This window comes from Streptomyces calvus (assembly GCF_006782915.1).
Lineage (GTDB): Bacteria > Actinomycetota > Actinomycetes > Streptomycetales > Streptomycetaceae > Streptomyces > Streptomyces calvus.
Genome location: NZ_VCNP01000030.1, coordinates 1 through 13,329 on the forward strand (window position 1 = coordinate 1; position 13,329 = coordinate 13,329).

Annotated in this window: 12 protein-coding genes; 7 read left to right on the plus strand and 5 right to left on the minus strand. The window is 72.9% G+C overall.

Going from position 1 to position 13,329, the window contains the following annotated elements:
* Positions 1-390 precede the first annotated feature (390 nt).
* Complete coding sequence (locus FGW31_RS12560) at positions 391-1,344, minus strand: DeoR/GlpR family DNA-binding transcription regulator (RefSeq protein ID WP_142193507.1); 954 nt, start codon at positions 1,342-1,344, stop codon at positions 391-393.
* A gap of 110 nt (positions 1,345-1,454) precedes the next feature.
* Positions 1,455-2,903, minus strand: a complete 1,449-nt coding sequence (locus tag FGW31_RS12565; protein ID WP_142193508.1) for an NAD(P)H-quinone dehydrogenase — start codon at positions 2,901-2,903, stop codon at positions 1,455-1,457.
* A 96-nt stretch (positions 2,904-2,999) separates the two neighbouring features.
* On the opposite strand from FGW31_RS12565, the gene FGW31_RS12570 reads away from it, so the two are divergent.
* The 3 genes from FGW31_RS12570 (at position 3,000) to FGW31_RS12580 (ending at position 6,374) form a co-directional block, all read left to right on the plus strand.
* Positions 3,000-3,446, plus strand: a complete 447-nt coding sequence (locus tag FGW31_RS12570; protein WP_142193509.1) for a gamma-glutamylcyclotransferase — start codon at positions 3,000-3,002, stop codon at positions 3,444-3,446.
* Between the two features lie 91 nt (positions 3,447-3,537).
* A complete protein-coding gene (locus FGW31_RS12575) occupies positions 3,538-4,362 on the plus strand; it encodes a purine-nucleoside phosphorylase (protein ID WP_142193510.1) in 825 nt (274 codons plus the stop codon).
* Positions 4,363-4,724: 362 nt separating this feature from the next.
* Positions 4,725-6,374, plus strand: coding sequence for a phospho-sugar mutase (locus FGW31_RS12580; RefSeq protein ID WP_142193511.1), 1,650 nt, complete (start codon positions 4,725-4,727; stop codon positions 6,372-6,374).
* A 197-nt stretch (positions 6,375-6,571) separates the two neighbouring features.
* Here FGW31_RS12580 and FGW31_RS12585 read toward each other — a convergent pair whose 3' ends face one another.
* Positions 6,572-7,270, minus strand: a complete 699-nt coding sequence (locus FGW31_RS12585) for a PH domain-containing protein (RefSeq protein WP_142193512.1) — start codon at positions 7,268-7,270, stop codon at positions 6,572-6,574.
* Positions 7,271-7,475: 205 nt separating this feature from the next.
* Here FGW31_RS12585 and deoC point away from each other — a divergent pair, with 205 nt between their 5' ends.
* Genes deoC through FGW31_RS12600 form a run of 3 tightly spaced genes read left to right on the plus strand, consistent with a single transcriptional unit; the run spans position 7,476 to position 10,754 of the window.
* Positions 7,476-8,429: a deoxyribose-phosphate aldolase gene (gene deoC / locus FGW31_RS12590; protein WP_142193641.1), complete on the plus strand. Its 954-nt coding sequence runs from the start codon at positions 7,476-7,478 to the stop codon at positions 8,427-8,429.
* 5 nt (positions 8,430-8,434) lie between these two features.
* On the plus strand, positions 8,435-9,871 hold the full coding sequence (locus tag FGW31_RS12595) for an aldehyde dehydrogenase family protein (protein WP_142193513.1): 1,437 nt from the start codon (positions 8,435-8,437) through the stop codon (positions 9,869-9,871).
* A complete protein-coding gene (locus tag FGW31_RS12600) occupies positions 9,864-10,754 on the plus strand; it encodes an aldehyde dehydrogenase family protein (protein ID WP_142193514.1) in 891 nt (296 codons plus the stop codon). Before FGW31_RS12595 ends, FGW31_RS12600 begins: the two co-directional genes overlap by 8 nt.
* 76 nt (positions 10,755-10,830) lie before the next feature.
* On the opposite strand, the gene FGW31_RS12605 is transcribed toward FGW31_RS12600, so the two are convergent.
* Positions 10,831-11,229 (minus strand): hypothetical protein, encoded by a 399-nt coding sequence (locus FGW31_RS12605; RefSeq protein WP_142193515.1) that lies wholly within the window; start codon positions 11,227-11,229, stop codon positions 10,831-10,833.
* Between the two features lie 59 nt (positions 11,230-11,288).
* Here FGW31_RS12605 and FGW31_RS12610 point away from each other — a divergent pair, with 59 nt between their 5' ends.
* Positions 11,289-12,002 carry a uridine kinase family protein gene (locus FGW31_RS12610; RefSeq protein WP_142193516.1) on the plus strand — a complete coding sequence of 238 codons (714 nt, stop codon included), beginning with the start codon at positions 11,289-11,291 and terminating at the stop codon, positions 12,000-12,002.
* A gap of 522 nt (positions 12,003-12,524) precedes the next feature.
* Here FGW31_RS12610 and FGW31_RS12615 read toward each other — a convergent pair.
* Positions 12,525-13,274 (minus strand): SigE family RNA polymerase sigma factor, encoded by a 750-nt coding sequence (locus tag FGW31_RS12615; RefSeq protein WP_142193517.1) that lies wholly within the window; start codon positions 13,272-13,274, stop codon positions 12,525-12,527.
* Between the last annotated feature and the right edge of the window lie 55 nt (positions 13,275-13,329).

Genomic DNA, 13,329 nt, shown 5'->3' on the forward strand with positions numbered 1-13,329 from the left:
CCTCGGACCGGCGCGGAATAGGGGGCTTCAGTGGCGGGGGCGTGGACGCGCCAGTCGCTGCGGGCGGACACCCCCACCCCACCCCCTCCGCACCGTGCGCGACCGTCCCGTCGGGCGATCGGGCAGTCTCCGCGCGGTGCGCGATCGTCCCGTCGGGCGATCGGGCAGCCTCCGCACCGTGGGCGATCGTTCCGTCGGCCGATCGGGCCCCTCCGCGCGGTGCGCGACCGTCCCGTCGGGCGATCGGGCGCCCTCCGCGCCGTGGGCGATCGTTCCGCCGGTCGATCGGGCACTCTCCGCCCACCGTGCGCGATCGTTCCGTCGGCCGATCGGGCACCTCCGCGCCGTGGGCGATCGTTCCGTTGGGCGCTCGCTCTCGCCGGTCGGGTGTTATCTGCGGCGCAGGTCCGCCACCCGGGCGGATCGCTGCTGTTCGGGGGCCTGGCCCTGCTCGCCGGCGGGTCCCAGTGCTACGGCCGTACGCAGGCCCTGTCGGCGTGGGCCCGGGAGCGGTACGTCACGGCGCTGGCGGACCCCGGCCGGACCGCCGCCCTCATTTCCCGCGGCCCCGGCTACGGCGATCTGTACGCCCTGGTCGGCCAGCGCCTGCAACTCCGTACCGGCCCGGTCGTCGTGCGCGGGTGGTTCGTCCGTCACCAGACGTGTGATCAGGTCCGTCGGCACCGTCTGGAACATGGTGTCCGTTCCGAGCTTGGTGTGGTCGGCGAGGACGACCACCTCGGCCGCGGCCTGCACCAGTGCCCGGTCGACCGACGCCGACAGCATGTTGGACGTGGACAGCCCCCGTTCGGCGGTCAGGCCGCTTCCGGAGAGGAACGCCCTGGACACCCGCAGGCCCTGGAGGGACTGCTCGGCTCCGCTGCCGACGAGGGCGTAGTTCGAACCGCGGAGCGTACCGCCGGTCATCACGACCTCGACCCGGTTGGCGTGGGCCAAGGCCTGGGCGACCAGGAGGGAGTTGGTGACCACGGTCAGCCCGGGGACCCGGGCCAGCCGGCGGGCCAGCTCCTGCGTGGTGGTACCCGCGCCGACCACGATCGCCTCGCCCTCTTCCACGAAGCTCGCGGCGAGGTCGGCGATGGCGGTCTTCTCGGCGGTCGCGAGATGTGACTTCTGCGGAAAGCCGGACTCCCGCGTGAAACCGCCCGGCAGTACCGCACCGCCGTGCCGGCGGTCGAGGAGTCCTTCTGCCTCCAGCGCGCGCACGTCCCGCCGTACGGTCACTTCGGAGGTCTGGACGACGCGGGCGAGTTCACGGAGCGACACGGCCCCGTTCGCTCGCACCATTTCGAGGATCAATTGGCGACGTTCTGCAGCGAACACGAAACTGACAGTAACGCCAGCGACCGTCTGCTTTCAGCAGTTTGCGCTGAATAGCAGAAGTTGTTCGCACCCGCCCGCACCAAGTGGTATAAGCCCTCGACGAGCTGCCGTCAGGCCTCCGCGCCGGTCTTGCGCGTGTGCAACTGCCGTGCCACCTCGGCGATCGAGCCGGACAGCGACGGGTACACGGTGAAGGCGTTGGCGATCTGTTCGACGGTCAGATTGTTGTCGACCGCGATCGAGATCGGGTGGATGAGTTCCGAGGCGCGCGGCGCCACGACCACACCGCCGACGACGATGCCCGTGCCCGGCCGGCAGAAGATCTTGACGAAGCCGTCGCGGATGCCCTGCATCTTCGCCCGCGGGTTCCGCAGCAGCGGCAGCTTCACGACCCGCGCGTCGATCTTGCCCGCGTCGACGTCGGCCTGGGAGTAGCCGACGGTGGCGATCTCGGGGTCGGTGAACACGTTGGACGAGACGGTCTTCAGGTTCAGCGGGGCCACCGCGTCGCCGAGGAAGTGGTACATGGCGATGCGGCCCTGCATGGCGGCCACGGAGGCGAGGGCGAAGACACCGGTCACGTCACCGGCGGCGTACACGCCGGGCGCCGTGGTGCGCGAGACCTTGTCCGTCCAGATGTGGCCCGACTCCCGCAGCCGGACACCGGCCTCCTCCAGACCCATGCCCTCGGAGTTCGGGATGGCGCCGACGGCCATCAGGCAGTGCGAGCCGGTGATGACCCGGCCGTCGGCCAGCGTCACCTCCACCCGGTCCCCGACCCGCTTCGCGGACTGCGCCCGGGACCGTGCCATGACGTTCATGCCGCGCCGCCGGAAGACGTCCTCCAGGACCGCGGCGGCGTCCGGGTCCTCGCCGGGCAGCACCCGGTCGCGGGACGACACGAGCGTCACCTTCGACCCCAGCGCCTGGTAGGCGCCGGCGAACTCGGCGCCGGTGACGCCGGAACCGACCACGATCAGCTCCTCGGGGAGCTCGTCGAGGTCGTACACCTGGGTCCAGTTCAGGATGCGCTCGCCGTCGGGGCGGGCGTCCGGCAGCTCGCGCGGGTGTCCGCCGGTGGCGATCAGCACGGCGTCCGCGGTGAGCGTCTCCTCGCTGCCGTCCGCGGCGCGCACCACGACCTTGCGCGACCCGTCGAGCGCCTGCATGCCCTCGAGCCGGCCGCGTCCGCGCATCACCCGGGCGCCCGCGCGCGTCACGGACGCGGTGATGTCGTGCGACTGGGCCAGCGCCAGCCGCTTCACGCGCCGGTTCACCTTGCCCAGGTCGACGCCGACCACCCGGGCGGCCTGCTCCATGGGCGGGGTGTCGTCGGCGACGATGATGCCGAGTTCCTCGTACGAGGAGTCGAAGGTGGTCATCACCTCGGCCGTGGCGATCAGGGTCTTGGACGGCACGCAGTCGGTCAGCACCGACGCCCCGCCCAGGCCGTCGCAGTCGACGACGGTCACCTCCGCGCCGAGCTGCGCGGCGACCAGCGCCGCTTCGTATCCGCCGGGTCCGCCACCGATGATCACGATCCGAGTCACGTACTCCATTGTCCCGCACACTTCACCGTGCGACCGCCCGGGGGCCCCGGCCGTGGCCCCGCCGTTACCGGAGGTGCCCGCCCGCCGCTGCCGTACCCTTCCCCCATGTCGCTCTACGCCGCGTACGCCGGCAACCTCGACGCGCGGCTCATGTCCCGCCGCGCACCGCACTCGCCGCTGCGCGCCACCGGCTGGCTGAACGGGTGGCGGCTGACGTTCGGGGGCGAGAGCCTGTGGCAGGGCCGGGAGGGTGCGCTGGCCACGCTCGTCGAGGACCCGATCTCGCAGGTGTTCGTGGCCCTCTACGACATCGCCCCGATGGACGAGGAGCCCCTGGACCGCTGGGAGGGCGCGGGCGACCTGGACCTCTACCGCCGCACCCGGGTCCGCGTGCACACCCTGGACGGCGAGGAGCCGGCCTGGACGTACGTCCTGAACTCCTACGAGGGCGGCCTGCCCTCCGCCCGCTACCTGGGCGAGATCGCCGACGCCGCCGAGTCCGCGGGCGCGCCCCACGACTACGTGATGGAGCTGCGCAAGCGCCCCTGCTGAGGCCGCTCGGTCGGAAACGACAAGACAACGATCGGCAACCCGTGCACTCCGGCATCTACGCGCGTAGGCGAATACCGGCTACCCTCGTCGCGTGAACGCTTCTCTTCTTCCGGACGACATCCAGGGCGACCCCTACGCCGCAGCCGACGCCGCCGCCGCGCGCCTGCGCGAACTCACGGGCGCCGAGACCCACGACGTCGCCCTCGTGATGGGCTCCGGCTGGGCTCCGGCCGTGGACGCCCTCGGTGCCCCCGAGGCCGAGTTCCGGGTCACGGAGCTGCCCGGCTTCCCGCCGCCGGCGGTCGAGGGCCACGGAGGCACGGTCCGCTCGTACCGGATCGGCGCCAAGCGCGCCCTGGTCTTCCTGGGCCGCACCCACTACTACGAGGGCCGCGGCGTGGCCGCCGTCGCCCACGGCGTGCGCACCGCGGTGGCGGCGGGCGCGAAGACGGTCGTGCTGACGAACGGCTGCGGCGGCCTGCGCGAGGGCATGCGCCCCGGCCAGCCGGTCCTCATCAGCGACCACATCAACCTCACGGCCACCTCCCCCATCGTCGGCGCCAACTTCGTCGACCTCACCGACCTCTACTCCCCCCGCCTGCGCGCCCTGTGCAAGGAGATCGACGCCACCCTGGAGGAGGGCGTCTACGCCCAGTTCCCGGGCCCGCACTACGAGACCCCGGCCGAGATCCGCATGGCCCGCGTCATCGGCGCGGACCTCGTCGGCATGTCCACGGTCCTGGAGGCCATCGCCGCACGCGAGGCGGGCGCGGAGGTCCTGGGCATCTCGCTGGTCACCAACCTGGCCGCGGGCATGACGGGCGAGCCCCTCAACCACGAGGAGGTCCTCCAGGCAGGCCGCGACTCCGCCACCCGCATGGGCTCCCTGCTGGCCCAGGTCCTCGGCCGCCTGTAAACCAGGGACGTACGCCGCCCCTCAACTACCAGGGACGGCGACACAGACACGTACGGCGGCAATCGTCCCCCCGGGGAACACGATCCCCCACCGGGGACGGCGGCACGGACGCGTACGGCGGGAAGGGGCCGGGGCGGGGGTGTCCGCCCGCAGCGACTGGCGCGTCAACGCCCCCACCCCCTCCCACACCCCATTCCGCGCCGGTCCGAGGACGGACACCCCCGCCCCGGCCCCGACCCACCACCGACCCCAGGCACTACCCCAGCCCCCACCGAACAGCCCTCCGCGCCGCAGGCACCCACCCCGCACCCCCACCGACCCGCACCCCTGACGATCGACGAACGAGAGAGGCCGATCACCCAGTGCAACACGACGCCCTCATCGCACAGGCCCAGGCGTGGCTGGCCGAGGACCCCGACCCGGACACCCGCGAGGAACTCGCCCGCCTCATCGACGCCGGGGACCACGCCGAGCTCGCCGCCCGCTTCGCCGGCACCCTCCAGTTCGGCACCGCCGGCCTCCGCGGCGAACTGGGCGCGGGCCCGATGCGCATGAACCGCTCCGTCGTCATCCGCGCCGCCGCCGGCCTCGCCGCGTACCTCAGGAAGCACAGCCCCACCGGGGCGGACGGCACGCCCGGCCTCGTCGTCATCGGCTACGACGCCCGCCACAAGTCGGCCGACTTCGCCCGCGACACCGCCGCCGTCATGACCGGCGCGGGCCTCAGGGCAGCCGTCCTGGACCGCCCCCTCCCGACTCCCGTCCTCGCCTTCGCCATACGGCATCTCGGCGCCGTCGCGGGCGTGGAGGTCACCGCCAGCCACAACCCGCCCCGCGACAACGGCTACAAGGTGTACCTCGGCGACGGCTCGCAGATCGTCCCTCCGGCGGACGCCGAGATCGCCGCCGAGATCGCGGCCGTCCCCGCCCTCAGCACGGTCGACCGCCCCACCGAGGGCTGGGAGGTCCTCGACGACACCGTCCTGGACGCCTATCTGGCCCGCACGGACGCCGTCCTCGCCGAGGGCTCGCCCCGCACCGCCCGTACCGTCTACACGGCGATGCACGGCGTCGGCAAGGACGTCCTGCTCGCCGCCTTCGCCCGCGCCGGCTTCCCCGCCCCGGTCCTCGTGGCCGAGCAGGCCGAGCCCGACCCGGAGTTCCCCACCGTCGCGTTCCCCAACCCGGAGGAGCCCGGCGCGATGGACCTGGCGTTCGCGAAGGCCCGTGAGACGGATCCCGACCTGGTCATCGCCAACGACCCGGACGCCGACCGGTGCGCCGCCGCCGTGAAGGACGGCGCCGACTGGCGCATGCTGCGCGGCGACGAGGTCGGTGCGCTGCTCGCCGCGCACCTGGTCCGCCGTGGAGCGACCGGCACGTTCGCCGAGTCGATCGTGTCGTCCAGCCTGCTCGGCCGCATCGCCGAGAAGGCCGGCCTGCCGTACGAGGAGACGCTGACCGGCTTCAAGTGGATCGCCAGGGTCGAGGGCCTGCGCTACGGCTACGAGGAGGCCCTCGGCTACTGCGTCGACCCGGACGGCGTGCGCGACAAGGACGGCATCACGGCGGCGCTGCTCCTCACCGAGCTGGCCTCGGAACTGAAGGCGGAGGGCCGCACGCTTCTCGACCTCCTGGACGACCTGGCCGTGGAGCACGGTCTGCACGCCACCGACCAGCTGTCGGTCCGCGTGCAGGACCTCTCGCTGATCGCGTCGGCGATGCGCCGCCTGCGCGAGCAGCCGCCCACCGAGCTGGCGGGCCTGCGTGTCACCGGCGCCGAGGACCTGACGGAGGGCACGGACGCGCTGCCGCCCACCGACGGTCTGCGCTACACCTTGGACGGCGCCCGGGTCGTGGTCCGTCCGAGCGGCACGGAGCCGAAGCTGAAGTGCTACCTGGAGGTGGTGGTCCCGGTGGCCTCGCGGGAGGACCTGCCCGGTGCCCGCTCGACGGCGACGGCGCTCCTGGAGAGGCTCAAGCAGGACCTGTCCGTAGCAGCCGGCATCTGACGAACCCCGGGGTGGGCGGAGACCACACGACCTCCGCCCACCCCGCCGCTCTCAACCCACCGCCAACAGCACCCCGCGCACAGCCCACCGCGCCGGCAGAACCCCACTCCCAGCCCACCGGGCCGACAAACCCACTCTCAGCCCACCGGGCCGGCAGAACCCCACTCCCAGCCCACCGGGCCGGAAGCCCTCCGCTCTCAGCCCACCGCCAGCAACACAGCCAGCAGCACCGCTCCCGCCACTGCCGGCGCCGCGATCTCGTACGCCCAGCGCACGGTCACCTCGCCCTGCGCGGCCTCCGCCTCCTGCCGCCGTTCGTGCAGTTCGCGCATCTCGTCCATCGCCCGGTCGCTCTCGGCCCGCCGGGGCCCGTCGGGCACGCTTCCGGGTCCGTACGCGCCGGCGCCGCCCCGGCCCCGCCCGCCCTGGTCGCCGCGGGCGGCCTGCGCCGCTGCCCGTGCTTCCTGCCGGGCGGCCCTGTTGCGTGCGCGCAGCGAGACGGGGAGCGCCCAGAGCTGGTACTTGGCGCCGGATTCGGTGAGGACCTCGTTGGAGAACCCGGACCTGAGCGAGGCGACCCGGCCCCAGGGCAGCACGATCACGCGGAACGGGTTGCGGATGCGCAGCCGGTCGTCGTTCACGTACACGGCGGGGCGCAGGGTGTAGGCGACGACGAGGGGGACGAGGAGCAGCATCACGGCGAGGGCCAGCCACGGGGTGCGGCCCTGGCCGGAGACGACGGCGTCGATGCCGAGCCAGGCGATGACGGCGAGCAGCAGCGCACCGCCGGCGAGGCCCGCGGGCGAGCGGTAGATCCGGTCCTGGTACTGGGGTGCCGTGGGGCCGGAGGGCTTCGTGGGCTCCGGCTCCGGCGGCTGCTGCTCGGGGGTCGTCATGCCCCCGATTCTGCACGACGCCTCGCGGGGCCCCGTACGCAGTGGAGGCCGGGCGGGATCCGGGCGTGGGGCCGGGCGGGATCCGGGCGTAGGGCCGGGCGGGATCCGGGCGTAGGGCCCGGCAGGATCCGGGCGTGGGGCCCGGCCGGATCCGCTGCGGGGGCTGTACAGCCGCTACGCGCGTAGATATGCTCGTCTGGTGACCATGCCCACCACTGCACCACACGCTCTCAGCGACGTCACCGCGTCCGACAGCACGCTGCGCCGTTTCCTCCACGGGCTGCCCGGCGTCGACGCGGTCGGCCTGGAGGCGCGTGCCGCCTCCCTCGGCACCCGCTCGATCAAGACGACCGCGAAGGCGTACGCCATCGACCTCGCCATCTCGATGGTCGACCTGACGACGCTGGAAGGCGCGGACACCCCGGGCAAGGTCCGGGCGCTCGGCGCGAAGGCGGTCCATCCCGACCCGACCGACCGTGCGACGCCCGCCACGGCCGCGGTCTGCGTCTATCCCGACATGGTGGCCACGGCCAAGGAGGCCGTCGCGGGCTCCACCGTCAAGGTCGCCTCGGTCGCCACCGCGTTCCCGGCCGGCCGCGCCCCGCTGGCGGTCAAGCTGGCGGACGTCCGCGAGGCCGTCGCCGCCGGTGCGGACGAGATCGACATGGTCATCGACCGCGGGGCGTTCCTCGCCGGGAACTACCGGAAGGTGTACGACGAGATCACCGCGGTGAAGGAGGCCTGCGGGACGAGCGCCCGCCTGAAGGTCATCTTCGAGACGGGCGAGCTGTCGACGTACGACAACATCCGCCGGGCGAGCTGGCTCGGCATGCTCGCGGGTGCGGACTTCATCAAGACCTCGACCGGAAAGGTCGCCGTCAACGCGACCCCGGCCAACACCCTGCTCATGCTGGAGGCCGTGCGCGACTTCCGTGCGCAGACCGGCGTCCAGGTCGGTGTGAAGCCGGCCGGCGGCATCCGCACCAGCAAGGACGCGATCAAGTTCCTGGTGCTGGTGAACGAGACGGTGGGTGAGGACTGGCTGGACAACCACTGGTTCCGCTTCGGCGCCTCCTCGCTGCTGAACGATCTGCTGATGCAGCGCCAGAAGCTGGCCACCGGCCGTTACTCCGGCCCCGACTACGTGACGGTGGACTGATCACCATGGCATCGGTATTCGCATACGCCCCGGCCCCCGAGTCCCGCTCGGTCGTCGACATCGCGCCGTCGTACGGCCTGTTCGTCGACGGCGAGTTCGTGGAGGCGGCCGACGGCAAGGTCTTCAAGACCGTCTCCCCGTCCACCGAGGAGGTCCTCTCCGAGGTCGCGCAGGCGGGCGAGGCGGACGTGGAGCGCGCGGTGAAGGCGGCCCGCAAGGCGTTCGAGAAGTGGTCGGCGCTGCCCGGCTCCGAGCGCGCGAAGTACCTGTTCCGCATCGCGCGGATCATCCAGGAGCGCAGCCGCGAGCTCGCCGTCCTCGAGACCCTCGACAACGGCAAGCCGATCAGGGAGACCCGCGACGCGGACCTCCCGCTGGTCGCCGCGCACTTCTTCTACTACGCGGGCTGGGCCGACAAGCTGGACCACGCCGGTTTCGGCGCGAACCCGCGTCCGCTCGGCGTGGCGGGCCAGGTCATCCCCTGGAACTTCCCGCTGCTGATGCTGGCGTGGAAGATCGCCCCGGCGCTCGCGACGGGCAACACGGTGGTCCTCAAGCCCGCCGAGACGACCCCGCTCTCCGCCCTGTTCTTCGCGGACATCTGCCGTCAGGCGGGCCTGCCGAAGGGCGTCGTCAACATCCTTCCCGGCTACGGCGACACGGGCGCCGCGATCGTCGCGCACCCGGACGTGAACAAGGTGGCCTTCACCGGCTCCACCGCCGTCGGCAAGGAGATCGCGCGTACGGTCGCGGGCACCCGCAAGAAGCTGACGCTGGAACTGGGCGGCAAGGGCGCCAACATCGTCTTCGACGACGCCCCGATCGACCAGGCCGTCGAGGGCATCGTCAACGGCATCTTCTTCAACCAGGGCCAGGTCTGCTGCGCGGGCTCCCGCCTGCTCGTCCAGGAGTCGATCCACGACGAGCTGCTGGACTCCCTCAAGCGCCGCCTGTCCACCCTGCGTCTCGGTGACCCGCTGGACAAGAACACCGACATCGGCGCGATCAACTCCGCCGAGCAGCTGGCCCGGATCACCGCGCTGGCCGACCGGGGCGAGGCGGAGGGCGCCGAGCGCTGGTCCCCGGCCTGCGAACTCCCCTCCTCCGGCTACTGGTTCGCCCCGACGCTCTTCACGAACGTCACCCAGGCGCACACCGTCGCCCGCGACGAGATCTTCGGCCCGGTCCTGTCCGTCCTCACCTTCCGCACGCCGGACGAGGCGGTCGCCAAGGCCAACAACACCCCGTACGGCCTGTCGGCGGGCATCTGGACGGAGAAGGGTTCGCGCATCCTGGCGGTCGCGAACAAGCTCCGCGCGGGCGTCGTCTGGTCCAACACGTTCAACAAGTTCGACCCGACCTCGCCGTTCGGCGGGTACAAGGAGTCGGGCTTCGGCCGCGAGGGCGGCCGCCACGGCCTGGAGGCGTACCTCGATGTCTGACGCGCGACTGAGTGTCTTCAAGACCTACAAGCTGTACGTCGGCGGGAAGTTCCCGCGTTCCGAGAGCGGCCGGGTGTACGAGGTGACGGACTCGAAGGGCAAGTGGCTGGCGAACGCGCCGCTCTCCTCCCGCAAGGACGCCCGGGACGCGGTGGTCGCCGCCCGCAAGGCGTTCGGCGCCTGGTCCGGCGCGACGGCGTACAACCGCGGCCAGATCCTGTACCGGGTCGCGGAGATGCTGGAGGGCCGCCGCGACCAGTACGTCGCGGAGGTCGCCGACGCCGAGGGGCTGTCGAAGTCGAAGGCGGCGGCACAGGTGGACGCGGCGATCGACCGCTGGGTCTGGTACGCGGGCTGGACCGACAAGATCGCGCAGGTGGTCGGCGGCGGCAACCCGGTCGCGGGCCCGTTCTTCAACCTCTCCTCGCCCGAACCGACGGGCGTGGTGGCCGTGCTGGCTCCGCAGGAGTCGTCGCTGCTGGGTCTGGTCTCGGTGGTCGCCCCGGTGATCGCGACGGGCAACACGGCGGTCGTGGTGGCCTCCGAGAAGGCGCCGCTGCCCGCCCTGTCCCTGGGCGAGGTGCTGGCCACGTCCGACCTTCCGGGCGGCGTGGTCAACGTGCTGTCCGGCCGGACGGCGGAGATCGCCGCTCCGCTCGCCGCGCACCAGGACGTCAACGCGATCGACCTGGCCGGCGCCGACGAGGCGCTGGCGAAGGAGCTGGAGATCGCGGCGGCGGACAACCTCAAGCGCGTCCTGCGTCCACAGCCTGTGGACAACTGGTCGGCGGATCCCGGAACGGACCGCATGACGGCGTTCCTGGAGACCAAGACGGTCTGGCACCCGACGGGTTCCCTGGGCGCCTCCGGCTCCGCGTACTGACGGCCGCCCCACGAACCGGAGCGCCGCACCCCGCCTCCGTCCGGGCGGGTTGCGGCGCTCCGCCGTGTACCGGACGTCAGCGGGCCGGCAGGGCCGACGCCGGTCCGACCACCGGAATGCTGCCGACCGACGGCGCCTGCGCCACCGGCCCGGTCACCGCCCGCGAGTCCACCGGCCGGAAGTCCGCGACCTGGGTGCCGACGCCGTTGTCGAGCGGGTCCACGCCCGTGCCGGCCAGCGGGTTGGGCTTCAGCCCCGCCACCGTGCCCGCGACGGGTCCGGCGACCGGTCCCGCGACCGTGCCCGCCACCGTGCTCGCAGCGGGTCCCGCGACCCGACCGGCGTCACCGAGCAGCGGTCCGGAGTCCGCGGCCGAGGCGGTCGCCGCGCCGGCGCCGAGCGCCACTGAGGCGGTCGCGAGGACGGCCAGGGCGCGTCGGGCGGCCGGTGTCCTGGGTGCCTTGTGTCGGGCCATCGTTCTGCCACCTATCGCCTTCGCGGAGTAATCGGGTCGGTGCGCAGCGTAGTTGAGGTGTGACGCGTGCTTCAAAGCCGTACCGCGGGGTCGTACACCGACCGAACGATGCCTCACACTGGTGTCCCGTGAGTTCCCAGTCGCCCATATCCGCGCGAGTCGTGCTGCTCTGCGGCCCCTCCGGCTCCGGCAAGTCCCTCCTCGCGGCCCGCTCCGGCCTGCCGGTGCTGCGCCTCGACGACTTCTACAAGGAGGGCGACGACCCCACGCTGCCGCTGATGGCGGGCACCTCCGACATCGACTGGGACCACCCCGCCTCCTGGGACGCGGACACCGCGGTCGCCGCGATCGAACGGCTGTGCCGCACACGTCGTACGCAGGTGCCGGTGTACGACATCGCGCTCAGCGCGCGCACCGGCGAGGCGACCGTCGACATCGCGGGGACACCGCTGTTCATCGCCGAGGGCGTGTTCGCCGCGGAGATCGTCTCCCGCTGCCGCGAGGCCGGGCTGCTGGCGGACGCGCTGTGTCTGAGCCGGGGTCCGGTGCGCACCTTCCGCCGGCGCTTCCTGCGGGACCTGAGGGAGGGCCGCAAGTCGGTGCCGTTCCTGCTGCGCCGCGGCTGGCGGCTGATGCGGCAGGAGCGGTCGATCATCGCCCGCCAGACGGCGCTGGGCGCGTACGCCTGTGACCGGGACGAGGCACTGGGCCGGCTGGCCTCGGCGGCGGTCGCCGGACGTACGGCGACCGGGACGACGAGCACGGCGGCGTGACCGCGACGCCCCGCACCGGGCGTGCCGGCGGCGGGACGCGGACCGTGGCAGCCTGACGCGGCCCGCACGCCGGGCGGGACGCGGACCGCGGTGGCCCGAGGCGACCCCCGCGGGCGCGCCGGGCGCGGACTGTGGCGGTCCGGCGTCGGCGCCCGCTCCGGGCGGAGGGGGCGCGGGCCGTGACGGCGGGCGGCGGCGGGACGCGGTGACGTGTGCGGGCGGGGCGAGGGCGCGAGCGCGCGAAAGGCGGGACTGGACGGGCCCCCCAGCCCAACCAGTCCCGCTGTTTCGCATCCCCCGTGCGGTCCCCCGTTCCCCCTCCCTCGTTTCCCCCTTGCTCCCCCTGGCTCCCCCGTGATCCCCCCGGATCCCAGAGGCCCCGTGCCCCCTTGTACTCCCCCTCGGGACTCCCCGTTGTGCTCCCCCTCGGGACTCCCCGTTGTGCTCCCCCTCGGGACTCCCCCTTGCTTCCCCCGCTTCCCGCGGCAACGCCCCCCGGCGTCCCCGCGGTCCCCCTCCGCCTCAGGCGACCAGTTCGCCGAAGGCGTCCTCCTCGTCACGGCCGAAGCTGAGGACCTCGTCCTCGCGCAGCCGGCGGAGCGACCGCCAGATGCTGGACTTCACCGTGCCGACACTGATGCCGAGGATGTCCGCGATCTCCGGGTCCGTGCGGCCCTCGTAGTAGCGCAGGACCAGCATGGTGCGCTGGAGTTCCGGCAGCCGGGCCAGCGCCTGCCACAGGACCGCGCGCAGTTCGGTGCCGCGCATCGCGTCCGTGTCGCCGGGCGTCTCCGGCAGTTCCTCGGTCGGGTACTCGTTCAGCTTGCGGCGGCGCCACGCGCTGATGTGCAGGTTGGTCATCGTCCGCCGCAGGTAACCCCCGACGGCCGCCTTGTCGCTGATCCGGTCCCACGCGCGGTAGGTCGAGAACAGTGCGCTCTGCAGCAGGTCCTCGGCCTCGAAGCGGTCACCGGTCAGGTGGTAGGCGGTGGCGTACAGGGAGGCGCGGCGCTCCTGGACGTAGGCGGTGAACGCCGCCTCGGCGTCCGCCTGCCGCGCCTGACGGCGCTCCCCCGAGCCCTCCCCGTACGTGTTTCCCCCGTGCGTCTCCCCCGTGGGGGCGTCAACCACCGTCATGATCGCGGTGTGCTGACGCCCGGTGCCGCGAGCGCACCCCCGCCCGCTCACGGCACCGGACTTCTCGGAACCCCGGTGCACGTCGTGCAGACGCGTGACCACTGCGCTGGTCATGGTGCCGTGCAGCGTGTTCATCTCGCGCCCCCCGTCGTGGACTTCCGGTGTTCGGCCCTGCTGTTGTGCTTGTGCC

What these genes read in the sequence shown, in the direction of transcription:
- FGW31_RS12565 (WP_142193508.1), bottom strand. Translation starts at nt 2,903, where the DNA reads ATGGAGTACGTGACTCGGATCGTGATCATCGGTGGCGGACCCGGCGGA.
- FGW31_RS12570 (WP_142193509.1), top strand. Translation starts at nt 3,000, where the DNA reads ATGTCGCTCTACGCCGCGTACGCCGGCAACCTCGACGCGCGGCTCATG.
- FGW31_RS12585 (WP_142193512.1), bottom strand. Translation starts at nt 7,270, where the DNA reads ATGACGACCCCCGAGCAGCAGCCGCCGGAGCCGGAGCCCACGAAGCCC.
- deoC (WP_142193641.1), top strand. Translation starts at nt 7,476, where the DNA reads ATGCCCACCACTGCACCACACGCTCTCAGCGACGTCACCGCGTCCGAC.
- FGW31_RS12595 (WP_142193513.1), top strand. Translation starts at nt 8,435, where the DNA reads ATGGCATCGGTATTCGCATACGCCCCGGCCCCCGAGTCCCGCTCGGTC.
- FGW31_RS12600 (WP_142193514.1), top strand. Translation starts at nt 9,864, where the DNA reads ATGTCTGACGCGCGACTGAGTGTCTTCAAGACCTACAAGCTGTACGTC.
- FGW31_RS12605 (WP_142193515.1), bottom strand. Translation starts at nt 11,229, where the DNA reads ATGGCCCGACACAAGGCACCCAGGACACCGGCCGCCCGACGCGCCCTG.
- FGW31_RS12615 (WP_142193517.1), bottom strand. Translation starts at nt 13,274, where the DNA reads ATGAACACGCTGCACGGCACCATGACCAGCGCAGTGGTCACGCGTCTG.